At 39.2% G+C, this 26,943-nt stretch carries 17 protein-coding genes; 15 read left to right on the top strand and 2 right to left on the bottom strand.

The genetic code is table 11. The features are described 5' to 3' along the window. Positions 1 to 138 precede the first annotated feature (138 nt). Complete coding sequence (locus tag ACO1O5_RS19050; protein WP_486273078.1) at positions 139 to 1,365, top strand: DUF6786 family protein; 1,227 nt, start codon at positions 139 to 141, stop codon at positions 1,363 to 1,365. A 9-nt stretch (positions 1,366 to 1,374) separates the two neighbouring features. On the opposite strand, the gene ACO1O5_RS19045 is transcribed toward ACO1O5_RS19050, so the two are convergent. Together ACO1O5_RS19045 and ACO1O5_RS19040 are read right to left on the bottom strand one after the other, a co-directional pair. Then, positions 1,375 to 3,996: a GH116 family glycosyl hydrolase gene (locus ACO1O5_RS19045; protein WP_486273077.1), complete on the bottom strand. Its 2,622-nt coding sequence runs from the start codon at positions 3,994 to 3,996 to the stop codon at positions 1,375 to 1,377. A 128-nt stretch (positions 3,997 to 4,124) separates the two neighbouring features. Then, the gene (locus tag ACO1O5_RS19040; protein WP_486273075.1) at positions 4,125 to 5,156 is read right to left on the bottom strand and encodes a GntR family transcriptional regulator; all 1,032 of its coding nucleotides are present in this window, start codon (positions 5,154 to 5,156) and stop codon (positions 4,125 to 4,127) included. Between the two features lie 159 nt (positions 5,157 to 5,315). On the opposite strand from ACO1O5_RS19040, the gene ACO1O5_RS19035 reads away from it, so the two are divergent. From ACO1O5_RS19035 to ACO1O5_RS18970, 14 genes are all read left to right on the top strand, one after another. After that, the gene (locus tag ACO1O5_RS19035; protein WP_486273073.1) at positions 5,316 to 5,585 is read left to right on the top strand and encodes a hypothetical protein; all 270 of its coding nucleotides are present in this window, start codon (positions 5,316 to 5,318) and stop codon (positions 5,583 to 5,585) included. A 50-nt stretch (positions 5,586 to 5,635) separates the two neighbouring features. Further along, positions 5,636 to 6,721, top strand: coding sequence for an L-rhamnose/proton symporter RhaT (gene rhaT, locus ACO1O5_RS19030; RefSeq protein WP_486273071.1), 1,086 nt, complete (start codon positions 5,636 to 5,638; stop codon positions 6,719 to 6,721). Between the two features lie 23 nt (positions 6,722 to 6,744). After that, the gene (locus ACO1O5_RS19025; protein WP_486273069.1) at positions 6,745 to 8,868 is read left to right on the top strand and encodes a bifunctional aldolase/short-chain dehydrogenase; all 2,124 of its coding nucleotides are present in this window, start codon (positions 6,745 to 6,747) and stop codon (positions 8,866 to 8,868) included. A gap of 149 nt (positions 8,869 to 9,017) precedes the next feature. Then, positions 9,018 to 9,311, top strand: coding sequence for an L-rhamnose mutarotase (gene rhaM, locus ACO1O5_RS19020; protein WP_486273067.1), 294 nt, complete (start codon positions 9,018 to 9,020; stop codon positions 9,309 to 9,311). 12 nt (positions 9,312 to 9,323) lie between these two features. After that, a complete protein-coding gene (locus tag ACO1O5_RS19015; protein WP_486273065.1) occupies positions 9,324 to 10,598 on the top strand; it encodes a sugar isomerase in 1,275 nt (424 codons plus the stop codon). Continuing rightward, positions 10,595 to 11,980: an FGGY-family carbohydrate kinase gene (locus ACO1O5_RS19010; protein WP_486273063.1), complete on the top strand. Its 1,386-nt coding sequence runs from the start codon at positions 10,595 to 10,597 to the stop codon at positions 11,978 to 11,980. The genes ACO1O5_RS19015 and ACO1O5_RS19010 overlap by 4 nt, the downstream gene beginning before the upstream one ends. Before the next feature lie 199 nt (positions 11,981 to 12,179). After that, a complete protein-coding gene (locus ACO1O5_RS19005; RefSeq protein ID WP_486273061.1) occupies positions 12,180 to 15,410 on the top strand; it encodes a SusC/RagA family TonB-linked outer membrane protein in 3,231 nt (1,076 codons plus the stop codon). Positions 15,411 to 15,430: 20 nt separating this feature from the next. Beyond that, the gene (locus ACO1O5_RS19000) at positions 15,431 to 16,972 is read left to right on the top strand and encodes a RagB/SusD family nutrient uptake outer membrane protein (protein WP_486273060.1); all 1,542 of its coding nucleotides are present in this window, start codon (positions 15,431 to 15,433) and stop codon (positions 16,970 to 16,972) included. Between the two features lie 419 nt (positions 16,973 to 17,391). Continuing rightward, positions 17,392 to 20,526, top strand: coding sequence for a SusC/RagA family TonB-linked outer membrane protein (locus ACO1O5_RS18995; RefSeq protein ID WP_486273058.1), 3,135 nt, complete (start codon positions 17,392 to 17,394; stop codon positions 20,524 to 20,526). Positions 20,527 to 20,546: 20 nt separating this feature from the next. Next, positions 20,547 to 22,550 (top strand): RagB/SusD family nutrient uptake outer membrane protein, encoded by a 2,004-nt coding sequence (locus ACO1O5_RS18990; RefSeq protein WP_486273056.1) that lies wholly within the window; start codon positions 20,547 to 20,549, stop codon positions 22,548 to 22,550. A 69-nt stretch (positions 22,551 to 22,619) separates the two neighbouring features. After that, positions 22,620 to 23,966, top strand: coding sequence for a glycoside hydrolase family 88/105 protein (locus tag ACO1O5_RS18985; RefSeq protein WP_486273054.1), 1,347 nt, complete (start codon positions 22,620 to 22,622; stop codon positions 23,964 to 23,966). After that, positions 23,967 to 25,301 carry a rhamnogalacturonan acetylesterase gene (locus ACO1O5_RS18980; protein ID WP_486273052.1) on the top strand — a complete coding sequence of 445 codons (1,335 nt, stop codon included), beginning with the start codon at positions 23,967 to 23,969 and terminating at the stop codon, positions 25,299 to 25,301. A 91-nt stretch (positions 25,302 to 25,392) separates the two neighbouring features. Continuing rightward, complete coding sequence (locus ACO1O5_RS18975) at positions 25,393 to 26,643, top strand: oligogalacturonate lyase family protein (protein ID WP_486273050.1); 1,251 nt, start codon at positions 25,393 to 25,395, stop codon at positions 26,641 to 26,643. A 7-nt stretch (positions 26,644 to 26,650) separates the two neighbouring features. Next, positions 26,651 to 26,943: glycosyl hydrolase (locus tag ACO1O5_RS18970; RefSeq protein WP_486273048.1), on the top strand; the 293-nt coding region annotated here is incomplete at its 3' end.

The raw sequence follows: 26,943 nt of genomic DNA, 5'->3' as shown, positions 1-26,943 counted from the left end.
TACCTCACGAAGTTTCCGGTCAATATAAAGCAGGCACTACGTTTTCCGAAGGCCTTATTTTATTTAAAGGAAAATGGTTTATGTATTATGGCACTGCTGATTCTTTTGTTGGACTTGCTATCACAAAAAATAATTGATATGAATAAATTAATGAATTGTTTGATCATCCCCCTTTCATTTATTATGGCATGTAACAGTAACAATACAGATAAAAAAGCTGAGACCAGTAATCAATTAGCAAAGGGTTCTTACGGCCACGATGCAGCGTTTCTAAAAAAATATTCATCGGACCTGGTTGAATTGCAAAATGAAAACATGAAGGTTTTATTAAGTGCCGACTACCAGGGAAGAGTAATGACAAGCACTGCTGCTGGTGATAGTGGTAGCAGTTTTGGATGGATAAACTATGGATTAATTTCATCAGGTGAAAAGAAGAAGCAATTTAATCCTGTAGGTGGCGAAGAAAGATTTTGGCTTGGACCGGAAGGAGGCCAGTATTCTATTTATTTCAAAAAAGGAGATTCATTTAATATTGCCCATTGGCAGGTTCCGCCGGTTGTCGATACGGAAGCGTATGATGTTTTACAATCGACCAAATCATCGGCGACCTTTTCTAAAAGTGCGGTTGTTACAAACTATTCGGGTACAACATTTCACCTCGATATCAAAAGGACAGTTAAATTGCTTGATAAAAATTCGGTGGAAAAAGATTTGCAAATAACTATTCCATCTAACGTTCAATATGTGGCTTATGAATCTAACAATCAAATAAAAAATACGGGAAATGAGGAATGGAAAAAAGAAGATGGTCTTCTTTCAATTTGGCTGTTAGGGATGATGAATCCGACGCCGGAGACAAAAGTTATCATTCCGTTTGTCCCTAAGCAAAATGCCAAATCATATATAACGGACGATTATTTCGGTGAAATACCTAAAGACAGATTGCTGGTAAAAGACAGCATTTTGTTTTTTCGATGCGATGGCAAATCACGCGGTAAACTGGGTATATCTCCGATGATTGCAAAGGCAATAGTGGGCAGTTTTGATTTTGAAAAAAATGTACTTACTATATTAATTCCCGAAGTACATAACGGTGATAGATATTTGAATTCAAAATGGGAAATTCAAAAAGAACCTTATAGCGGTGACGTTATTAATTCATATAACGATGGCCCGCTACAAGATGGATCGCAACTGGGACCATTTTACGAAATTGAATCTTCATCGCCTGCGAAAGAATTACAGCCGGGCGAAACAGAATCCTATCGTCAATTAACTTGTCATTTCCAGGGCGATTATTCTTCACTAAAGGAATTGGCAAAGCAATTACTTTCTGTAAATCTTGACGAGGTAAAGAGCTGGTGAACGCTTTTGTTAAGAAGCTCTTTCAATCACAATTTCTTTTACCGGTATTGAACCATACGCAACTTTTAAAGTGCCTTTGCCATTTGCAAAATGTACATTTCCAAAGCCATTTTCGGTTGAAAGGAAAGAAGTGAAATCGCCGACTTTAGAATTGATAAATAGCTTTTGCTCAACTGCATCATAACGCACACCCGTAAGCGCCTGGAAATATCCATAGCTCGACATGGCCCTGGCATACCAATGCCCGCATTCGTATTCATTAAAAGGGTTGCGCACTTTGCCATCGTATCTTTTTCGGCTTGCACCAACTATATCCAAACCTTTGTCTACGTTCCCTGTCATCATTAAATGCGATGCTACCTGGTGTTCAATGCCTGTCCACACTTCATTACTATATACAAATGGCAAGGAGAGTTTTCCGCCTTTTGGCCATGTACAAAGCAGCAAGCCTCCTTCAGTTCCCAATGCGTAGGATGGGCGTTGCGGATTGGCATGGTCACTTAAATCTTTTTTGAAATTGTATTTATGAACTGATGCAAGATGACTTTTAATTTTTTTAGGATCAATGAAATTTTCCAAACCGCACATGGCACCGATCCATGCACCTAACACCCCATCTGATAAACATCCTTTTCCGTATTGATATTTTGGTCCTTCTTCTTCCAATAACTTTTTAGCCTCTTCGGAATATTCGCCTCCCATGGAAATCTTTGAAGCCTCTACAGGGTTTCCTGCTTTTAATCCACTGTATTTTATTTCCTGGAAAAAATATTCGCCGTTGAACAATTGATTTTCCAAATAATTTTTTCCTTTTGAAAACAGCTGCTGATATCGGCTTACATCTTCATCCAAAAATTTACCAATTGCAATAAATGCCGTTAAAGCACCAAGGTAAAAGCTGGTGCACATTCCTTCCGGCCCCCAGAATTCTATATCATAAGTATTGTGATGCGGTTCTTCAATAACACCTTTCTCTTGCGGGTCCCAGGTGTCTATGCAAAAATCAAGGCTTTTTTTAACCATAGGGAACATCTTTTTTATCCAGCTAACGTCGCCGCTTATACGCCACTCGCGATACACTTTCATGATTCCTCCTAACTGACCATCGGCAGCGGCATAGAAGGAATGGTCCGCCGGTTTAATGGGCAGCAATGCCCGAAAATTCTGGTGACCTTTTGCGTTTTGATCTTCACAGAATTCCGTGTGACGCAGACTCCGCTCCAGTTTCGGAAATAAATGCGGAATAGCCTGTGCATAATTCCACACGTGCGTACACGAACCATGACAACATCCTTCATCGTCAGAACATCCTTCGAAGCTCCACAGTCTTCCATCATATTGACGCAATACTGTTGGCGATTTTAGAATTGAAAGGTTACACGCAATTGCTTCTATTACTTCGGCAGGCAATGTGCTTGCGTAGAATGACTCGGAAAATAGTTTCGTATTATGTAGCAGATTGTTGTATTCTTTTTTCCAGTGTTCACATACTTCTTCCACGTTCTTAAATTGACTGCTGTACCATGGCTTATAAAAGGGCCCGTCAAAATCTTTATCGTAAGGATCGAGATCAAGTTGTGAAGGCGAAGTGCAACAACCGGACATTGGATCGCAGTCTTCTTTTATATTTGATTGTGTTCCGTAAGTGAGATTAGAATCAGGAACGTACCAACAAAAGTATATGTGTAATGATTTTACTTTTCCCGGCGCCAATGTAAAAGGAATATATAACGATGCACCCGGCGCTCCTTCAGCAACAGCAGGCACAGACTTTATTTCGGCATTTTTTATGGATTCCCAGGCAATAGTCAACGGATCAAACCAACCGCCCCGAAACCAGCTATGATCAACTACTGTATTTTCAACATCAGAAAAAATGGCAAAATCACTTTTCAAAAAAGGTTTTTCATTTGTGCCCTTTTCAGAAAGAATAAAACCATTATGTACAGGGCGAATTGAATTTTTTCCATTTTCAACAGTTAGGAAGTTAGCAGCGTTATATGAAAATACAGCGTCTATAGATTTGGTGCCACCGTTAGTTATTTGATAAGTTAATGCACCTACCGGAAGACTTGAATTATTTTCGTCTGTTGGAATGAACGGACTCCATGCCGTTAGTTCAACTTTTACCGGCAATTCATTATCTGAAAGGTTTATAACGGCAAATGGAAATTTTGAATTAAAAGCAGCTTTATGAAAACGCGGTAAGCCGGTAGTCGCGCTTCCGGAACCATTTCCTGATCCGTGTTGTCCAAACTTTTTCCAGTCCGGAACGGGCCCTTCTAAAACTTTTGCACCGTTAGTAATTCCTTTAATCGCCAACGCAGCAAACATGGCAGGCTCATTAAATACATCTGGTTTATTGCGAACTGACATATGCGATATGGCGCCTGTTCCTTCAATACAAAACATTCCTGCACCCATGCCACCAACGGGAAATGCTACGCGGTTTAGGTATTCTCCGGAATAATTTTTTGAAGCGCTGTGTGATTGAGACTTCTCATCTTCTTCAATTTCTTTCCCGTGGTTATTTTCAGCGTGAGCGATTAATGCAGCTGGAAAAAAGCTGGTAGCAATGGTGCTTAACCCTACACCTTTAATAAATTTTCTGCGGGTTGCTTTATTTTTCATATTACTATTAAGCGACTAATTGTTTAAAAAATATCGATGAAGTTTAAAAAAAATATAATTTTAAACTTGATTTTTGGAGGCGGATATCTCTTAGTAAATATGTTGTTTATTCATAAAAAATGAAAACACTATAAAGACGCCCTGAGTCTAAGGTAAAATGGAATTTCCACATGTACATTAGACCGGTTTAAAACCAGGTCTGCCGCTTTTTCTCCCATCATTTGAAAGTCAGTTGAAATAGTAGTAATTCCATTGAGAATTAATTTCTTTAACGGAGTTTCATTATACGAAATAACACCAACATGTTTCCCCACCTTCATTTTAGTCGTAAGTATTTTTTCAATCAGGAATACCAGGTCATTTTCCATCAGGTTAATGTAAACTTCTCCTTCCTTTACAGGTTCTTTTTGCAGATTTTGAACCACCTTATAATTAAAAGCGTACTCCTGGCAATAGCGATAAAAGCCTTCCAGTATTTCTTTAGGATGATAGGTGTAGTTTGGGAAGATTATTTTAATAGTGTGGTACTTACTTAGATGTTCGGTAGCCTGAACGAGGGCACCGTAAATATCTTTTTCAAAATTTTCATATACCGCAGCGTATTCACCGGTAACGCCTTGAACTAACTTGTCTAATAGTATTAATTTGTCTTTAGGAATGGTATTAATTATTTCAGAAACGTTGCCCGACACATCTGTAAAATGAGGAATAATCACATAATGTGTATAGTCGTCTTTTTGTCCGTTAATTAATTGTTTGAAGAAAGGGAAATCATTATTGTAGATATAAAAATCAACAGCAGCGAGGTCTCCAAGCGATGCAACGAAAGCGTCATAAATAATCTTTTTATGAGCGCTGAGTTTATTGAATAATAAAAATATTTTTAATTTCTGATTCACTTCCGCGTTTTTAACGAAATAACCTTTACCGGGAACGGAACCCAGAATCCCGTTTTTTTTAAGATGTTTGTATCCTTTTTCAGCCGTGTCACGCGAAATTTCAAATTCAAAACTCAATTCATTTATTGAAGGAAGTAAATCATTTTCTTTGAGTTTTCCTTCCCCTATTGCTTTGGTAATGCAATTGGCCAATTGCAGATATTTTGGAGTAGCCGAAAAATAATCGATCAGAAGATATTTGAAGATATCATCATGTTTCATATCACAACGATGAATTTATTTGTCAAACTTACTCTAATTATCCAATACCGTTTTAATAGAAAAAACTGATGCCATGCACTCACCATGACAGTACATGATAGGCGGTATCTTTAATGCCTCTATCTTTATCATTCTATTGCTTATATGAATAAATGTCAAATGGGGTTATTTAATGGTGATACCTTTCAATTTACAGGTAGTTCTGCCGCCGAATATTTTTACACACTTTATAAGAAATTAATGTGCTTCCATTGGGAAAGTCGCTGGCTTAGAGGAAGTTTGTTTTTCCGGGTGTTGGATGCTATGTTATTAAGACGCTGCTTATTCCTTTCTTCGTTTGCTTGTATTATTCAAAAAGTTACTTTGGATGTGGATGGTCAGCAAAGATTGTATAAGTTTGAGCCATCCCGATCCAGCAACAATGCATGAGGATTAATGCCTGTAATTAATAACAATGAATTAAAACTAATAATTTTTAAATGCAAATAATCTTAGGAATCATATTTCATTTTATTGGTGGCGCTGCCTCCGGGAGTTTTTATGTGCCTTACAATAAAGTAAAGGGCTGGCATTGGGAAAGTTTCTGGATTATTGGCGGACTTTTCTCCTGGCTTATAATTCCACCGTTAGCTGCATGGCTCACGGTGCCACATTTTGCTGCGATCATTTCACAAACGCCTGCTTCCACTTTTGGCTGGACTTATTTCTGGGGTGTCCTTTGGGGTATTGGCGGTTTAATGTATGGGCTTGGCATGCGCTACCTCGGCATGTCGCTGGGCAATTCTGTGCTGCTTGGTTTTACCTCGGCATTTGGAGCATTGGCACCTTCTATTTATTATAATTTTCATCCACAGGCAGGCAAGACAACTTTCAACGATTTGCTGACAAGCTCCTGGGGACAAATTGTACTTATCGGCATTGTACTTTGTTTACTCGGTATCTTCATATGCGGCAAAGCAGGGGTTTCAAAAGAGCGGGAATTATCAGAAGAAAAAAAGCAGGAAAGTGTAAAAGAATTCAACCTGGTAAAGGGGTTGATCGTTTGCATTGTTGCCGGAATTTTAAGTGCTTGTTTTAATTATGGAATTGAAGCTGGTTCTAAAATGGCGGAGACGGCCAATGCCATGTGGAAATCAGCGAACCCCTCAGAAACGGGTAACTTTTTATACCGCAATAATGTTATTTACATAGTACTATTGTGGGGCGGACTTACCACCAATTTTATCTGGACTATGTTTTTAAATTTCCGCAACAAAAGTTTCGGTGATTATACAAATAAAAAAACGCCGCTTCTTCGGAATTATATTTTTTGTGCAATGGCCGGAACACTTTGGTTCTTACAGTTTTTCTTTTATGGAATGGGAGAAAGCAAATTGGGCAACGGTGCCAGTTCGTGGATACTTCACATGTCTTTTATAATTTTAGTGGCAAATATGTGGGGCTTTGCGCTGAAAGAATGGAACGGAGTAAGTAAAAAAACCCGAACAACAATCATAATAGGAGTCATCACAATTATACTTTCAGTAATATTAGTTGGTTATGGCAATTCTCTTAAATCCGGTTAAACTGAAAAATAAAACATTTTGATATGGCAATAGTTGAAGCAACAAAATTTAAACATGTAAGTTACTTATGGGATATTGACGCAGCGGCCGCTCTTGCAGGCGACGAAGTGGCTTTATTAGTTTACAGGTCCAACTTGTTGGGTGCTGACTTAAGATTAACAAATTATGGAGGCGGCAACACGTCCTGCAAAGCAATAGCAAAAGATCCCCTTACCGGAAAAGAAGTGGAAGTGATGTGGGTAAAGGGAAGCGGCGGCGACCTGGGAACCATGAAGCGCAGCGGATTGGCAGCTTTGTACGTTGATAGGCTTCGCAGTTTAAAAAACGTTTATCGCGGAATAGAACATGAGGATGAAATGGTAGAATTGTTTAATCATTGCATTTACGATTTAAATTCCAAAGCGCCCTCCATCGATACTCCTTTACATGGGTTCCTTCCATTTAAACATATCGATCACTTACATCCTGATGCAGCAATCGCAATTGCGGCAGCAAAAGATGGTGAACAAATAACGAAAGAATTATTTGATGGTTCCATTGGCTGGGTAGAATGGCAACGGCCTGGCTTTGACCTTGGTTTGAAATTAAAAAAATGTCTTGATGAAAATCCGGGTATACGCGGCATTATGCTTGGCTCGCATGGATTGTTTACATGGGGTGATACTGCGTATGAAAGTTATATCAACACACTTGAAGTAATTGAGCGCTGTGCGGAATACCTTGAAGAAAACCTTGGGAAGAAACGACCTGTTTTTGGAGGCACTAAAATTAAGCCTTTATCAGGATCAGACCGTCTGCAAAAGGCTGCGGCACTTGCTCCCGTGTTACGTGGTTTTTGTTCTTCAGAAGTAAATATGATCGGTCATTTTACAGATGATGAAAGAGTTTTGGAATTTATTGATTCTAATGATCTTGAAAAATTAGCGTCTATGGGTACCAGTTGCCCTGATCATTTTCTTCGTACCAAGATAAGGCCGATGGTCCTTTCATTGGCGCCCGATGAAGACCTTACCAACGTTGATGCTATAAAAGAAAAACTTTCATTTGCGTTTACGGATTACCGAAAGATGTATGCATCTTATTATGAAGAATGTAAACATCCTGATAGTCCTGCTATACGTGACGCAAATCCTGTTGTAATTCTATATCCGGGAGTGGGCATGTTTACTTTTGCTAAAAATAAGCAAACTGCCAGGGTAGCTGCGGAGTTTTATATCAATGCGATTAACGTAATGAAGGGCGCAGAAGCTATTTCAACCTATACGTCTCTGCCGGCGCAGGAAGCATTTAATATAGAATACTGGTTACTGGAAGAAGCAAAATTGCAACGAATGCCTAAGCCTAAAGCTTTGTCGGGAAGAATTGCATTGATAACTGGAAGTGCTGGAGGAATTGGAAAGGCTATCGCCAAAAAATTTGCTGATGAAGGCGCTTGTATAGTTGTAAACGATAACGATGCAGCACGTTTGGAACTTGCTAAAACGGAATTTCAAAATTTTTATGGTAATGATGTTTTTATAACAGAGATACTTGACGTAACCGACGGAGGCTCGATACGTAAAACGTACGATAACGCAGCCCTGGCATTTGGCGGAATTGATATTGTTGTTAATAATGCCGGGTTGTCTATTTCAAAACCAATTGAGGAGCACACTGAAAAAGATTGGGATTTACTATATGATGTTTTAGTAAAAGGTCAGTTCCTTGTAACGCAGGCCGGATTGAATATTATGCAAAAACAAAATTTAGGTGGCGATGTAATAAATATTGTGAGCAAGAATGCCTTGGTGAGCGGCCCAAACAATACCGGGTACGGGTCGGCCAAAGCAGCCCAATTGCACTTAAGCCGCCTGACTGCTGCAGAAATAGGCAAAGATCGAATAAGGGTTAACGTTGTTAATCCGGATGCGGTAATATCAGACAGTAAAATTTGGAAAGGTGCCTGGGCCGAAGGGAGGGCAAAAGCGTATGGAGTTACTGTTGAAGAATTACCATCGTTTTATGCAAAGCGAACATTGCTTAATGAAATAATAAATCCGGAAGACATAGCCAATGCATGTTTTGCTTTTGTCGGTGGCCTCCTGGATAAATCAACGGGAAACGTATTGAATGTGGATGGTGGAGTAGCCGCAGCATTTCTAAGATAATAAACTCTGTTTTTTTCGAGCAATCGATAAAGAGTTGGTGATGGTCTAATCTGTCAACGCTTTTAAGATTACAACCAGGGCTTGCATTTTCTATTGGTAATACCGTGGCAATTATAAACTATACAAAGATGGAACAAGTTGCTTTCAAAATGAAATTGCATAAAGGTTTTGAGAAAGAATATAAAAAGCGCCACGACGAAATATGGCCGGAGCTAATAGCGCTTTTGAAAAATACCGGAATCAACGATTATTCCATTTTCCTGGATGAAACTTCGAACGACCTTTTTGGGGTGCTAAAAGTGGACGATGCCAAGACATTGGATAGTTTGCCCGCCAAAGCCATAATGCAAAAATGGTGGGCGTACATGAAAGATATTATGGAATCGAACGAAGACAATTCACCAGTAAGCATACCTTTAAAAGAAGTTTTTCATTTGCCTTAAATAAATATTTCCATGCAAATTAAAAAAGAGACAATACAGGAATTAAATCAAAAATATTTACCGGAACATAAAAGGCAGTTTAATTTTATTGCAGATCAAATTCCGGGCATAAAAAATATTATCGATAAGTTAATCGCATTTCAAATTGCCATTCCAAGTTGGGCGCTGGGTACAGGGGGAACAAGGTTTGGCCGTTTTCCCGGCGGTGGCGAACCGGCAAGCCTGGAAGAAAAAATTGAAGACGTCGGTTTATTACATTCTCTCAACCAGTCAAGTGGCGCCATCTCTCTTCATATTCCATGGGATATTCCGAAAGATGCTAATGCAATTAAAAGTTTAGCGGCTGAATATAACTTAAAATTTGACGCAGTAAACTCCAACACATTCCAGGATCAGTCCGGCCAGGAGTATAGCTACAAGTATGGCTCACTGCAACACGTAGACGCAAATGTCAGAAGGCAGGCGATTGAACATAATATTGAAGTAATTAAACACGGAGAGGCTCTTGGATCAAAAGCGTTGACGGTATGGCTTTCTGACGGCTCTTGTTTCCCGGGGCAGTTAAATTTTCGGGAAGCGTTTCAGAGAACACTGGCGAGTCTTCGTGAAATTTATGATGCATTGCCAGCAGACTGGAAAATATTTATCGAATACAAAGCTTTTGAACCAAACTTTTATAGCATGACTGTTGGTGACTGGGGGCAATCGTACTTATTTTCGTCTAAGCTTGGTAGTAAGGCATATTCATTGGTTGATCTCGGTCATCATTTGCCCAATGCAAATATTGAACAGATTGTTTCTTTGCTGATGATGGAAAATAAACTCGCAGGTTTTCATTTTAATGATTCAAAATACGGAGATGATGATCTTACTGTTGGAAGTATAAAACCATACCAACTGTTTCTCATTTTTAAAGAACTGGTGGAAGGCATGGATGCAAAAGGGTTTAACCATGCTACTGACCTTGCCTGGATGATCGATGCATCTCATAACGTAAAAGATCCTTTAGAAGATTTGCTGCAATCGATAGAAGCCATTATGATAGCATATGCACGTGCATTGCTTGTGGATGCTTCAGCTTTACACGAGGCGCAACAGGAAAATGATGTGGTGAAGGCGCAGGAACTTTTGCAGTCGGCATATCTAACCGATGTTCGTCCCATAATTGCAGAGGCCAGGATGCTGTCTGGCGGGACGTTGCGTCCTTTGGAGACTTTCCGGTTTTTGAAAGTACGCGATGAACTGATTAAAGTACGTGGCAACAAAACGCTGGCGACCGGCTTATGATTTCAGTACCAGTAATAGCAATATTTGATATTGGTAAAACCAATAAAAAATTTTTTCTCATTGATACCAGTTACAGGATTGTATTGGAGAAATCTGTTGCTTTTCCGGAAATAATTGACGAAGATGATGATGCGTGTGAAGATGTGAAACGTCTTACAAAATGGATACAAAAAACTCTTGAGACAGCTTTAAAAGATATAAAATATAATATTAAGGCAGTCAACTTTTCTGCCTATGGTGCAAGCCTCGTTTATGTTGATAGCAAGGGGAAAGTAGTTGCTCCGTTATACAACTACCTGAAGAAGTATCCCCGTAAATTGCAATCTGCTTTTTATAAAAAATATGGAGGAGAAGAAAAACTTTCCCGTGAAACAGCATCCCCCGTATTGGGTAGTTTAAATTCCGGCTTACAGTTGTATAGAGTAATGAATGAAAAACCTACACTTTTCAAAAAGATAAAATATGCATTACATCTTCCCCAATACATCAGTTTTCTAATTACAGGTAAAATGGTTTCTGATATTACCAGCATCGGTTGCCATACACTTCTGTGGGACTTTGAAAGAAATAGTTACCACAAATGGGTTAAAGAGGAAGGCATAAAAGAGAAGCTGGCGCCTGTGTCCCCGCCTCGTAAAGTTTTTGATGTTATATTTCATAACCGAAGATTGAAAGCCGGATGTGGCCTGCATGACAGCTCGGCTGCATTGATACCATATTTAACGGCCTTTAAAGATCCTTTCGTATTAATTTCAACGGGTACATGGTGCATATCATTAAATCCATTTAATAAAACACCATTAACAAACGAGGAATTGAAAAAGGATTGCCTTTGCTACCTTGAATTTAATGGTGAGCCGGTAAAAGCTTCAAGGTTGTTTGCAGGCTATGAACATGAAAAGCAAATCAAAATACTCGCAAAATATTTTAAAAAATCATTGAACTATTATAGGAATATACATTACAATTCAACCATCATTCAACAGTTGAAAGACTCCGGTATTCTAAAAGATACATTTGAACCTAATAAAAATTCCAAGCAATCAATTTTTGAAAGCAGGGGACTAAAAAGATTTAAAAATTACGAAGAAGCATATCATTGTTTATTATATGATCTTATGCAACAACAATTTATTTCTACCCAATTAGTAATTCACAATTCCAATGTAAAAAGAGTCTTTGTTGATGGAGGATTTAGCAACAATTCTATCTACATGCAACTGCTTGCATTTGTTTTTCCGCAACTCGAAGTTTATGCAGCATCAGTTGCACAGGCTACAGCAATGGGTGCAGCGCTGGCGATCCATAACTCCTGGAATCCAATGCCAGTGCCAGCTGACATGGTAGCACTTACGCATTTCAAAAACAATAATATCGCCTGATTTTTTTTAAAAGTGGTAGAATCTTACTTTTCAAATCTGCGGAAGTATATCTGAAACGTAAACATTCAGTCTACTATTGTTTTAAATGTGTTTTTTACAATTATTAAAAAAATGCAGGATGGTACAGGATGATGAGTAATATTTATCATTATACTTTTACGATGTTATTGAAATAGATTGCCAACAAAAAATTGCTTGTATGAAAATAAAATCTTGCTTTGTAAAATACTTTGCATTTGTATTTTTAACGATTGTTCTTGGTAGTGTGTCGGCCATAAAGGCGCAAAATAACTCAACTTCTGTAAGAGGGAAAGTAACCAGTGAAAATGGCAACGGTTTAGCTGGTGTAACGGTAACGGTTAAAGGCACTTCATCAAGTACGCTCACAAGTGACGATGGTTCCTATCAGATAAATGTACCGACCGGAAAAAAATCCATTACATTCAGCCATGTTGGTTACGAAGATCAAACTGTTTCTGTAGAAAGACGATCTGTTGTCAATTTAGTAATGAGTTTATCGGAAAAAGAATTAGAGAACGTAGTTGTAATAGGCTACGGTACACAAAAGAAAAAAGATGTAACAGGAGCTGTTTCATCTTTTGATGCAAAAAAACTTGATGAGCGTCCCGTCCAGAGAATTGACCAGGCATTGGTTGGACAACTTGCAGGTGTTACGGTAAAACAAACTACGGGCATACCCGGTAAAGCATTCAGTGTACAAATCCGCGGTTCAGGATCGATAAGCGGTGGCAATGAACCCTTGTACGTAATTGACGGATTCCCATTAACGCCAAATTCTTCTAATACGGGCAATGGCAACTTCTCTACTGGTAATCCTTTAGATAATATTAACCCAAACGATATACAAAGTATCGAAGTTTTAAAGGATGCTGCCGCGGCAGCTATTTATGGATCAAGGGCTGCTAACGGAGTTGTGTTGATCACTACCAAACGTGGACAGGCAGGTAAACCAAAAATCAGCTTTAACGCCTATGGCGGTTATAACCAGGCAAGTAAAAAATTGCAAATGCAGAATGGCGATGAATGGATTGCCACCGCTACAGAGGTAATCAATGCTCAATACCTGGCGCAATACGGTGCTGCTGGTGCATCTGTAAGTGATGACTATGCAACAAGGCTCGCTCGAAATGGCGGAGCATTCAATGCAAATTATTTACTTGACCCACGGTGGTCAATGCCGGGCCACCCGGGACTTGAGTACGTTGACTGGCAGGATGCCATTGAAAGAAAAGGGCAAATAGGGAACTACGAAGTTTCAGCAAGTGGTGGTACTGATGCGGTAAGATATTATGTATCCGGAAACTACGCTAACCAGGATGGTTTCATTATTGGGGTTGGCTACAAGGCTTATTCTGTAAGAGCAAATTTGGAAGTGAATGCGTCAAAGAGATTGAAGTTTGGACTAAACGTTGCACCCACGTATTCCATAACGCAGGATCCGGGAGTAGAAGGAAAAGATAATATCTTTCACCAGGCACTGAGCCTGGGACCGGTGCAGGAAGATACCATGGGATTGTTGGTTAATGCTCTTGATAACGGGCAGTATTCATGGAGCAGCAGCACCAATTCACCTTATGCGAAATTGCTCTACAGAAAGGGTACAACAAAACGATATCGTACACTCGGATCTATCTATGGCGAATACCAGATAATCCCGGGTTTAAATTTCAGGACTTCTGTAAACTTAGACAATACTGACAACAATGGAACTGCGTATAGCCCCTACGTTATTGCCGGTACCCAGGCGGCAAGAACATTCACCGGCTCTAATAATCTGCTTGCCGCAACATCCGGTTCTTTTAGCGGATACAGAAGACAGACTTTTGTAAATGAAAATACACTTACTTACAACACAGTTATTAAAAATGATCATAGCCTGAATTTGCTCGCGGGATATTCATATAACCTTGATCGTTTCGATGCTGAATCGCTGAGCTCAAATGGTGGCTTTACCAGCGCTGTTATACAAACTTTAAATGCTGCGGCTGCAGTTACGGGCAATACAACGTCTACTAAAAGCGTACTGATCTCTTACTTTGGCCGTGTGTTGTATAATTATAAAGAGAAGTATTATTTATCTGCCAGCATACGCAGGGACGGCTCTTCGAGGTTTGGCATCAACAATCAATTCGGAACGTTTCCATCCGCATCCATTAAGTGGATAGCCAGCGAAGAAAACTTTATGAAATCAATACCTGTTATCAGCAACCTGAGTATAAGAGCATCTTATGGTGTAAACGGTAATAATAATTTGCCTAATGATTATGCCAGTATTGCCACCATTGGGTCTGCAGGTTATGTGCTAGGTGCAACGCAGGCGCCTGTAATTGGCCAATCACCAAACGTTCTCGCTAACCCGGATCTAAAATGGGAGAAATCTACCACCTATGATGTGGGACTTGACTTCGGCATTTTGAAAAACAGAATTGTGGGTTCGTTCGATGTATATAATAAATTAAATACAGATCTTTTATTAAATGTACAGGTGCCTGAAGCAACCGGGTTTCAAAGCGCTCTTACAAATATTGGCTCCGTTAGGAACATAGGTCAGGAACTGGAAATCACTTCACATAATATGGTACATCAATTTCAGTGGAATACCACTGTGAACATATCCCACAATGGTAACAAGATAGTTGCTTTGGCACCGGGCCAAACCCAGATCATCATACCTAACGGATTCGATGTATCCAATGCCATTCTTCGTGTTGGTTCGCCGATTAACAGTGTGTACGTTTTAAAGATTTTAGGTTTTCTCTCTGACAAAGACATTGCTAACGGTGTGGCACAATATGGTACTAAAGAGCAAGTTGGCGATTTTAAATACCAGGACACTAACGGCGATGGCATGATCACTGAAGCGGACAAAGTGATTGCAGGGCATCCGAATCCAAACTATACTTATGGCATGACTAACACCTTTCGTTATAAAGCTTTTGATTTAAGCGTTATGGTTCAGGGGCAGTCCGGTGGCACTATTTACTCAGAACTGGGAAGAGCCATTTCACGTGCAGGCCAGGGAAGATCGGATAATCGTCCCGCATCGTATGACAACCGCTGGAAATCCCCAACTGACCAGGGTGATGGCAGGTTTAGCAAAGCGTATGCAACTTTTCTCAGTCCCATTACCGCGGCTACCGATTGGGTGTACTCATCAGATTACATTCGTGTAAGAAATATAACATTAGGGTATAACTTGAAAAGCGTAATTAAAACATCTTATATACAAGGTGCCAGGATTTATTTTTCTCTGGAAAATTTCTTTGGGCATGATAAATATTCCAACGGTTTAAATCCTGAGGCTGCCAATACAACGGTAAGTTCTAACAGCGCTTATCCTGAAGCCGGAGATTATGGTGCGCTGCCTCTTCCAAAATCATTAATATTCGGGTTAAATTTTACCTTCTAATCACCCTAATTTATTAAAAAATGAAAAAGATATATTATATTTTAATTATAGCAACAGCAGCTCTTGGATCATGCAACAAGGATTTAAACCAGGTGCCTATTTCTTCGGCGACAACGGCAACTTTCTATCAGCAGCCGAGCGATTTTTTGCAAGCCGTTAATTCAATATATAATGATCTCAGGGGCTACCCAGACAGGTTAATGTTCCTCTCTGAGGTAAGGTCTGATAACATATATCCAGCCAACGCTGATGGCGTTGCACGCGACCACGATCCGATAAACAATTTTCAAACGAATATTGCCACAAACGTTTATGTTGAAGAAGGATGGCGGGCAGATTTTAAAGGCATATTCGCTGCAAATACAGTGCTTGAACAAATTGCAAAAAATGGAAGCTATATAGGTTCTGATGCGTTAGCAAACAGGTTAACAGGAGAAGCGAGATTTCTCCGTGCCTTTTTCTACTTTGATCTTGTAAGGTATTATGGCAAGGTGCCAATAATAAATCACCCGGCATCGGCCGCGGAAGCTAATGCAACTTCAAGAAGTGCTGTTGCCGATGTCTATAAATTTATTATAGATGACCTTCATTTTGCAGTAGCTAATTTGCCGTCTGATTATAGCGGAAAATTCCCGGCGTATAGCTCAGCCGATGTGGGCCGGGCAACAAAATATGCAGCAGAGGCAATACTTGCAAAAGTTTACATGACACGCTCAGGACCCGATTACGGAATTGAAGGACCCGGCTTAGGATTAAATGAATGGAACCTTGCATTACCTTTGCTGCAAGATATAATTAACAGCGGGCTTTTTGCATTTAACTCCAATTTTGCGAAGATTTTTTCTTATTCCAATCAAAGCCCCGCGGTAAATAAAGAAGCCATTTTTGACATAATGTTTGTCAGGGGCCAAAACCCGATTTTAGGAACCGATTTTCCATGGTTGCTTTCTCCACAAAACTATTTCAATTCATTCCCCACAGGTAATACTGCGGCAAACGGACTCATCGGAAATCCAAATGTCTCCTACGATTTGCTGAATGATTTCGATTCCAATGATGCCCGCAAGTCACCAACTATACACACCACACCTTTTTCCTATAACGGTACTGTTGATGCCCATCCGTTCTTCAGAAAATACTTAGATACCACTCAAATTCCAACCAGCCGTTTCGACTGGGGAATTAATTTCATTGCAGTAAGGTACACAGATGTATTGATGTCGAAAGCGGAGTGTATTTTAAACGGCGCTCCAGGTTCACAAACTGACGTGGACGCGATTGTTAACCAGGTTAGAGCGAGGGCGGGATTAGATCCAATAACCGGGGTTACGATTGCACAGTTGTATGATGAGCGCAGACGGGAGTTTGCTAATGAAGGTTCACGTTGGTTTGACCTTCAAAGAAGTGGAAACCTTGTAACAATAATGAATGCATGGATAGGAGTGGAAGACGCTGCGTTACAAAAGATAAGCCAGGTTACGCCAAATGATATTATATATCCTGTACCACAAACTCAGTTGGATGCAGCACCTGGTTTATATGATCAAAATCCTGGATATTAGTTCTTCATAATTAGGCAGATCTTATGTTAATGTTAATGGCGCTACCTCTTTTTAGAGCGCCATTTTTTATTTCTATAAACTAAAAAAAATTGATAGATTTACAGGACGGTGCAGGATGCAGCCTACTTTTTATTACGATATATTTATTGTGTAGGTTATTTTCATTACTAACTGATTGCTTGTATGAAATTAAAATCTCTTTTTGCAAAAGACTTTGCATTAATATTTTTAGCACGTCTTTTTAGCAGCCGGGTACAGAACGATCCACGTTATGCAAGGGGAAATGTAACCCCGCGATACCCTGAAATCAATATTATTTTTTTACCATTAAATCTTTTTTTATGATACTATAAAATTTATTCATTAAAGGGTAAAATTTCAATTTTTTCTAATTATTTCCATTACTAAAAAACTGTTACATGAAAAAAAATAATCCACTTTTTAAACACTTGTTTTTCGCAATCTTATTCGTTCCACTAATTTTTCATCAAAATCTTTTTGCTCAAAAGCCGGCGGGTCATATTGTTGAAGGAATTGTTTCCAATGAAAAAGGAGAGCCTTTACAGGGAGTTGTCATTCACGAACAAAATACTAATGAAAATGTAGTGACAGATGCTTCCGGGAAATTTAGTATTGCAATCACCAGGCCAAGCGCCATTTTGGTTGTCACTCATACAGGCTATTCAGAAAAACTAGTTCCGGTTACTGCTCAGTCAGGTAATGTAAATATTGTTATGTCTATATTTACTAAACAGCTGGATGAAGTGGTTGTAGTAGGCTACAACACTGTTAAAAGAAAAGATGTAACAGGTGCGATTTCCGGCATTAGCCAGGAAGAAATTAAGTCAAGGCCGGTAGACAATGCATTGGAAGCAATGCAGGGTAAAGTTGCGGGCGTGGATATTTCTTCCAATGAACGTCCCGGAACAGTCGGCGATATTAATATCCGCGGCGTTCGTTCTTTAACTGCATCAAATTCTCCACTATTTGTGGTTGATGGAATTCCATTGATTACCGGCGGAATTGAAAATATTAACCCTTCAGATATTGAATCAATTGATGTACTGAAAGATGCTTCTGCAACTGCCATTTACGGTTCGCGTGGCGCCAATGGAGTTGTTATTGTTACTACTAAGCAGGGTAAAGCAGGGAAAGCCACATTAAGCCTTAATAGTTCTGTTACATTTGAAAATTTAGTTGATAATGAAAAAATGTTTAATGCCCCGGACTTTATTACTTTCCGTCGTTGGGCATATTACTATGCTGGCTTAAATACTACCACCGGCATCAGTACCTATCCCAGGGGAGATCAGCCGGATGAAGCTTTTGATAAAACTTATTTTAGTGCCACGGCAGATCCGTATGCTTGGGCTAATATCGCACAAGGCTGGGCCGGCGGAACATGGGATCCTTCTAAAGTTAAAACCACTGATTGGAGAGGTAAGGTTACCCAACAAGGAGTAACTTCAAATAATACAATCAGCGTGAGTGGTGGTACTGATAAAATTAAGGCTTATGGCTCTTTTGGCTATTTGAATAATACGGGAACCATACACGGACAATCATTTGAAAGATATACTGCCAGAGCAAATGTTGATATTGCTGCTACTAAATGGTTTTCTTTAGGAACTAATATCAACATTAATTATAATAAGCAGGAATATGGGCAATCGAGTACTGGTGTTTCCACTGTCGGTACTCCACAAGGAGGTTTGTATGAATCCGCAAGAGGAGTATATCCTTACGCGGTTCCCTATGATTCTGCAGGTAACAGGATTTCATTTCCGGGAGGTGATAATGCTGTGAAAACTATTGTTGACGAATGGAAATATAATATAGATGAAAGAACAACACTGAGAGCTTTTGGAAGTATATACGCACAGGTAAATTTTGGTTCAATTTCCCCTGTTTTGCAAGGATTAAAATACCGTGTGAATTTCGGTCCTGACTTATCTTATTATAGTGATGGAAATTATATTGATGCGAACTCAGTGGCAAATGGAGGTAGTAGTAGTTATGCTTCACTTAAAAAGGTGAATACCTATTCATATACGTTGGATAATTTGCTTTATTACGACAAAACAATCGGGCAACATACTTTTGGGGTAACATTATTAGCAAGTCAAACTGCTTATACAATGGATACGAGTATTATTACAGGAAACGGAGTTCCTTTGTCATCTCAATTGTGGAATTCACTTTCAAGCGGTACGGTTACGGGGCAACTCAGTACCGGTACGGGTATTATTCAGCAACAATTATTGTCTTATATGGGCAGACTTAATTATAGTTTTAGAGATAAATATTTGTTGACGGTTTCGGCTCGCCAGGATGGTTCTTCGGTACTTGCTGCGGGGCATAAATATTCATGGTTCCCTTCTGCAGCATTGGCCTGGAGAATCAGCAAAGAAAGTTTCATGAAAACCAGTTGGGTAAATGATTTGAAATTAAGAGTGGGTCTGGGCGTCACCGGAAACTCAGCTGTTGCTCCTTATCAGACACAAGGTGGCGTTACCTCACTTTTTTATCCCTTTTATACTTCCAGTTCTGCAGGTTCCATCCTAAATTCAGTTTTCGCAAATAAGGACCTGGGATGGGAAAAAACAACTCAATACAACGTTGGGTTAGACTATATTTTATTTAACAGAAGAGTGTCGGGTAGTATAGATGTGTATAGTTCCAATACATCAGATTTGTTATTGAAAGCTAATATTCCAACTACAACAGGTTACACTACCACTTATGAAAATATTGGTAAAACAGCTAACAAGGGTATTGATATTTCTGTAACCACGCTTAACATCAATACAAAAAATTTAACCTGGACTACCACTTTAAATACTTCATGGCAAAAAGACCATATTGTATCGTTGTCAAATGGAACGCAACCGGATATAAGCAATCTCTGGTTTCCAGGTCAGCCACTTAACGTAATTTATGGTTATAAGGCTTTAGGTTTATGGCATACTACAGATGACGCAGCCATAAAAGCCTTTAATGCAAATGGCAATAAATTTAGTCCAGGCAATGTAAGAATTGCAGATCTTAACGGCGATAATAAAATTGATCCAAACAATGATCGACAGATTATTGGATGGACAAGGCCGCGGTGGATAGTTGGTATGACGAATACGATTGATTACAAAGGAGTGGAATTGTCTTTCTTCCTCTACGGGCGATTGCACTATTTGTATAATTATGGAGGTGAAGCAGAAGCGGCACGTTATGTTACCAGGCAAGTTAATTATTATAATGAAAACAATACAAATGCTGAAATTCAAAAACCAATTTTTAATGCCGGCGGTGCGCCAGTTGATCCCTATTATGCAGCATTAGGATATCTGAAAGCTTCATTTATCAAAATCCGAAACATATCGTTAGGATATAATTTTGCCGGTAAAAAATTAGAGAAAAGTGGGATTTCTAATTTAAAAGCTTATGTGCAAATGACGAATCCGGGAATGTTATTCTCTAAAATTAAATTCCGGGATATGGACGTAGTCAGTCCAACCTGGAACAGGGGTGTCACTGTCGGATTTAATGCATCATTTTAATAAATTTAAATTTAAATATTATGTATAAAAATAAATTTTTAATACCGCTGGTTATTATTGCGGTAGTACTTTTTATCACGTCATCTTGCAAAAAGAGTTTTTTAGATGAAAAACTAACCACTGCGAGAACTACCGATTTTTATAAAACTGACGCCGGCATACTGCAATTAGCGGTAGGTACTTATTACCAGGTTTTTAATGTTCCGGAAAACGGAGAATGGTATTTTTCTGCTGCTAATTATGGCACTGATGAATTTCATGTTGGTGGGGATCCTTCCAATTCGCCCTGGAACAATTATGATCAAACTTTTAATCCCGGACTTACTACCAATGGTAATCTACAAGGAATGAATGTTCAATGGGATGCCTTATATACAGGTATTGGAGACGCTAATTTATTAATTCAAAACGCCAGAAACAGCACCTCTACTTCAGTTGCCGTTAAGAGTACCTCTTTGGGGGAGGGACTTTTTATGCGTGCATATAATTATTTAAGATTGGTATCTCAATATGGTGCTGTTCCGCTCGTAACCAATCCTACAACATCGGTATCTCTTGAATTTACACGTGCCACTCCGGAAGATGTTTTTAAACAGATTATTGTTGATTTAGATAGTGCTCATAACTTGTTGCCAAATTCAGGAAGCCCTTATCATATTACAAAAGATGCTGCTGCACATTATTTGGCAAAAGCATATTTATCCAGGGCAAGCGAAATCAATAGTTCATGGAATTCTGCTACCGTAAATTCAGATTTAACATCTGCAGCTGCACTTTGCGACGAAGTAATCGCCAATCATCCGTTAGCTCCGGATTTTAAAAGTTTATGGAATTTTACAGGCATTAATTCGGCGAATGAAACTTTGCCAGAAGTTATTCTTTCTGCTCAATTTACAAATGATGTAACTACCAACCTGGCTACCGGAAATACCCAACATTTATATTTTGTTTCAAGATATGATATACAGGACCAGATGGCCCGGGACCTAACCGGCGACCGACCCTTTAGCAGAATGGCAGCTACTTATTACGATTACCATTTGTATGATATGGTTAATGATTCAAGATTTTGGAAATCCTTTAGAACTAAAAGTGCTATCAATGGAGCAAAACCTGTCGCTCCAAATGTTCAAGGTGATTTAGGAATTATGTTTGTAATCGATCAGCCAGGTGATACACGATTTCCTTTATCCAAAATAAGTAAAGGCACATCGGGAAGTAATCTTGTTGCAGACGTTAATGGTACCGGAAGGCCGATACCAACTACTTATGTAGCTTACCCAAATGGTGCAACAGCAGATGGGGCATTAAACACCGATTTGACCACGGCTTATCAGGCTTTCCCATCTCTAAGTAAATATCTGGATGGGTCAAGAAATTCCTTAAATGATGTTGTTGGCCATAGAGATTTTATTTTAGCCCGTTCAGCTGAAACCTATTTAATGGCTGCGGAAATAAAAATCAGGTTAGCTAAGGCTGGCCAGGGAAGCTACGCTGATGCATTGCCTTACATTAATGCGGTTCGAACTCGTGCACAATATGTTAATGGGGAAAACAGGGCAGCCTATAATGATGGAGGTAATACATTGCAGTCCAAGTCACTTCAACCCGCTGGTGTAGCCAATTCTTTTTATCCTGGAAATTCATATTATGAATCGAACAATATTCCGGTAACTACTGCAGCAGCATCAAGTCTCGCTATTACTGATGTTGGCACTTTACCCGCACAAGACGAATATGTTATTAGCACTTTAGGATTGTCAGATCCTTATGATAGAATGTTATGTCTTGTGTTAGATGAACGTTCCCGTGAATTAATGGGCGAATATCACCGCTGGGAAGATTTGTCACGTACCAAAACTTTGGTTTCCCGTGCTAAAGCATTTAACCCGGAAGCGGCAGCCAACGTTAAAGATAATAATAACCTGAGGCCAATTCCTCAGTCTTTTCTCGACGGTATCCAGGCAAACGGTGCTGCCTTAACAGCAGCCGAAAAGCAGGCAATGCAAAACCCGGGATATTAATTTTTATAATTTCAGTTTAAAAAAAGACGGGGTTACACCTGTCTTTTTTTGTTTCAAAAAAATAAACACATGAAAAGTTTAAAATTTATTGGCTGTTTTGTGTTTTTTAATTGCCTGTTATATTTTAATTCTGTGGCCCAGCAAAAAGCAAACGATGTTACAGCTCCGTTAGATGCTTTGCAACCTGAATATGCAGTGCCCTATAAAATTCCTACAGCGAACGGTATAAAAATGGTGATGGATAAAATTTATTCTTATTTAGATAGTGTAACTCCGCCCGAATTTATAAATAAACAGACTGGGCAGGCACTTACCAGTCCCGCATTCGTTGATACCAATACCATTTTTAAACCGGGAGATTTTAGATTAACCAGTTATGAATGGGGCGTAACTTATGCCGCCATGCTGCGTGTTTTTAAAAGTACCGGAGATGATAAATATCTTAATTATACAAAAAATCGCTTCCAGGTTATTGGACAATATGCAAATGCATTTAAGTCACTTTATCAAAAAAAACCGCAGCCGACAAATCCATTAAGGCAGGTAATAAACCCTAAAGCATTAGATGATGCCGGAGCTATGTGTGCTGCAATGATTAAGCTGCAACGAGCCGATGCAACCGTCAATCTTAAACCATTAATTGAAAATTACATTAGTTATATTTCTACAAAACAATACAGGTTAAGGGATGGCACACTCGCACGAAGCCGACCTCAAAAAAATACATTATGGCTGGATGATATGTACATGGGTATACCCGCCCTTGCGCAAATGGGAAAGTTAGCAGGTGATCAAAAATATTATGATGATGCTATAAAACAAGTGTTACAATTTAGTGCAAGGATGTTCAACCCCAATTTGAATATTTATATGCATGGATGGGTAGAGGGAATGCAGCCGCATCCTGAATTTCATTGGGCAAGAGCCAATGGTTGGGCCATACTGGCAATGACAGAATTATTAAATGTACTGCCTGAATATTATAACGGGAGAGACAAAGTGTTACACCAATTACAACTCCATATAAAAGGATTAGCTCCTTTGCAATCCGGCAAAGGATTTTGGCATCAACTATTGGACAGAAATGATTCTTACTTAGAAACTTCGGCAACTGCAATCTATGCCTACTGCATTGCTAACGCAATTAATAAAGGTTGGATAGATGCTAAGGCTTATGGGCCGGCTTGTATTCTTGCGTGGGATGCTATTACAACAAAGGTCAATGATATTGGCCAGGTAGAAGGTACGTGTGTGGGAACAGGAATGGCTTTTGATCCCGCATTCTATTATTATCGCCCAACCAATGTTTTTGCAGCGCATGGTTATGGCCCGGTGCTATTAGCAGGTGCAGAAATTATTGATTTATTAAAAAAGTATTCTTTTACCATTAACGACAGTTCAATTCAAGCTCAATAAATGATGAAACTGTTATTGAATGTTTTCTTTTTTTCTTTTGTAACAAACATTGGACTTGCTCAATCTTTTAAATTCGATTTTGGAACAGGCACTCCCGCTAACGGCTATACGAAAGTTACTCCCGATTCTAAATTTAGTTATGCTGCTGGCTTTGGATTTAACAAGGGCAGTAATGTGAGGGCAGTAAAACACAATGGGAACGATATTTTAAAAAGCGATTACATCACCAGTGATACGCCATTTTATTTTTCTATAAAAATTCCAGAAGGAAATTACGACGTAAAAATTATTTTGGGCGATAAGGAAGGAACATCCGCTACAACTGTTCGTGCCGAAAACAGGAGATTGTTTTTGCAAAATATCAGAACTAAAACAGGAGATGTAGTTGAAAAAATATTTACCGTACATGTAAGAGATAGCATAATAAAAGATGCTAATGGCGATTCAGTAGATAAGGTAAGATTAAAACCGCGGGAGAGAACCTATTTTCATTGGGATAATTTATTGACGATCGAGTTTAACGATTCGATGCCTAAAGTTTGCGGTATAGAGATTACACCAAACAAAACGGCCACTACCATTTTCTTAACAGGCAACTCCACAGTGGTTGACCAGGATAGGGAACCGTGGACGGCATGGGGACAAATTTTTCCGTCGTTCTTTCAACCGGGAAATATTTGCATTGCCAACTATGCCGAAAGCGGCGAGACATTGAAGGCGTTCAAAAACGAAAGGCGGTTGGAAAAGGTTTGGAGCATGGCAAAGCCCGGCGATTACTTATTTATCGAATTTGCACATAATGATCAAAAGCCGGGGCCAAATCATCTTGATCCATCTACCACGTATAAAGCAACTTTAAAAGAATGGATTACTGAAGCAAGAAAGCGAAAAATCACACCCGTGCTGGTTACATCTATGCATCGTAGAAGTTTTGATTCAGCCGGGCATATCATTAATACTTTGTCTGACTTTCCGGAGGCCATGCGGCAAACCGCAAAAGAAGAACAGGTAATGTTGATTGATTTAAATGCAATGAGTAAAATTTTGTATGAGGCGTGGGGGCCTGAACAATCCATAAAAGCTTTTGTGCACTATCCCGCACATATATTTCCCGGGCAGAATACGGAGTTGAAAGACAATACACATTTTAATCCTTACGGCGCATATGAACTCGCACGCTGCGTCGTACAATCAATAAAAGACCAGCAATTACCTTTTGCTAAATTTTTAAAGAAAGATATCCCTCTATTTAATCCTGCAAAGCCTGACCCAATTGAAAAATTTTTTTGGCCGCCCAGTCCATTAATGTCATCGATAAAGCCCGACGGGAATTAATAATCGCATCGCAGGATAGCACAGGATGATATTGCATCAGGCTTTCGATACTTTAGCCGGATATAAAAATTTCTTCCTATAAACGATTGCGATGCTTACTAAAAAATATCTTTTAATCTGTTGCCTGTTTTTATCAATTTGTTTCCCTCTATTTGCACAGCCTGTAATGGAAACTGGTGGTAAACCAATGCCGAATGAATGGATAGATAAAGACACGCATCATAAAATCATAAAACTATCACGGATACCCGGAAGCAATATGAGCTTCTATTTTCATAACAATCCTTTTGTTGGAAATGAAATGGTGTTTTACAACAGTAGTAATCCCAAGGGAGCAGAAGACGAAAATAGGAAATTTGACGTCAATAACCAGAATATAAGAAACAAGCAATTGTATAAACTTAACCTGGCCACATATAAAGCAACGCTGCTTACACACCATCCAATAACTATGGGTGGCGAAATCGTTTCTCCCAAATTAGACGAAGCTTTTTACCAAATAGAAGACAGTGTATTTGCCGTAGATATCGACACTAAAAAAGAAAGATTGGTTTACGTTTTCCCCGCAGATTTTAAGGCAAATATTACTACGATAAATGCTGATGGCACATTGCTCGCAGGTGCGTGGTCAGGAGACCAGGAAAAAGAATTGTTTAAAGACCATCCTGAGAAAAAAGATTATTTCAATATTATTTACGAAGCCAGGTTGCCGAGAACATTGTTTACCGTAAATATTAACACCGGTAAGCTCAATAAGATTTTTACTGACAGTGCATGGCTGAATCACGTGCAGTTTTCTCCAACCGATCCATCTTTGCTGATGTTCTGTCATGAAGGTCCGTGGCATAAAGTGGACAGAATTTGGACAATTAACATTAATACAAAGAAGGTAACGCTGATGCACAAACGAACTATGAATATGGAAATTGCCGGGCACGAATGGATCGGCGCAAGCGGTAAAACTATCTGGTTCGACCTGCAAATACCAAAGGGCGAAACTTTTTTTGTAGCAGGAGCAAATGTAAAGACCGGGAAAGAAATTAAGTATAGCTTAACCCGGAATGAATGGAGTGTACATTATAATTCATCGCCGGATGAAAAATTGTTTGCAGGAGACGGAGGCGATCCAAACGCTGTAGCAAAAGCGCCTGACGGCAAATGGATTTATTTGTTTACACCAAATGGAAATAAGTTCTCTTCAGAGAAACTGGTAAACATGAAACATCATCAATACAAGTTAGAACCGAATGTCCATTTCTCACCGGACGGCAAATGGATCATATTTCGTGCGAACTTTGAAGGAATTGAAAATATATATGCTGTAGAACTAAAAAAATCATAAGAACCGAATGAATAAAAAGTTCCTGTTTTTCCTCGTGCTTATTTGCCTCATGCAAACTTCATTTGCGCAGCATACCTGGCCTGTTGCAGCCAATGACGCAAAACCGTGGACAAGATGGTGGTGGATGGGCAGCGCGGTGGATGAGGCTGGAATAAAAAAACAATTAACGCAATTATCAGATGCTGGTTTTGGCGGAGTAGAAATTGTTCCGATTTATGGAGCTATTGGTTTTGAAAACAGGTATGTAAAATATTTGTCGCCAAAGTGGATGAAAATGCTTGACTATACTGTGTCTGAAGC

This window comes from Ginsengibacter sp. (assembly GCF_057362405.1).
Note: the sequence above shows the minus strand (reverse complement) of the source record. Positions and strands in the feature narration are given on the sequence as shown.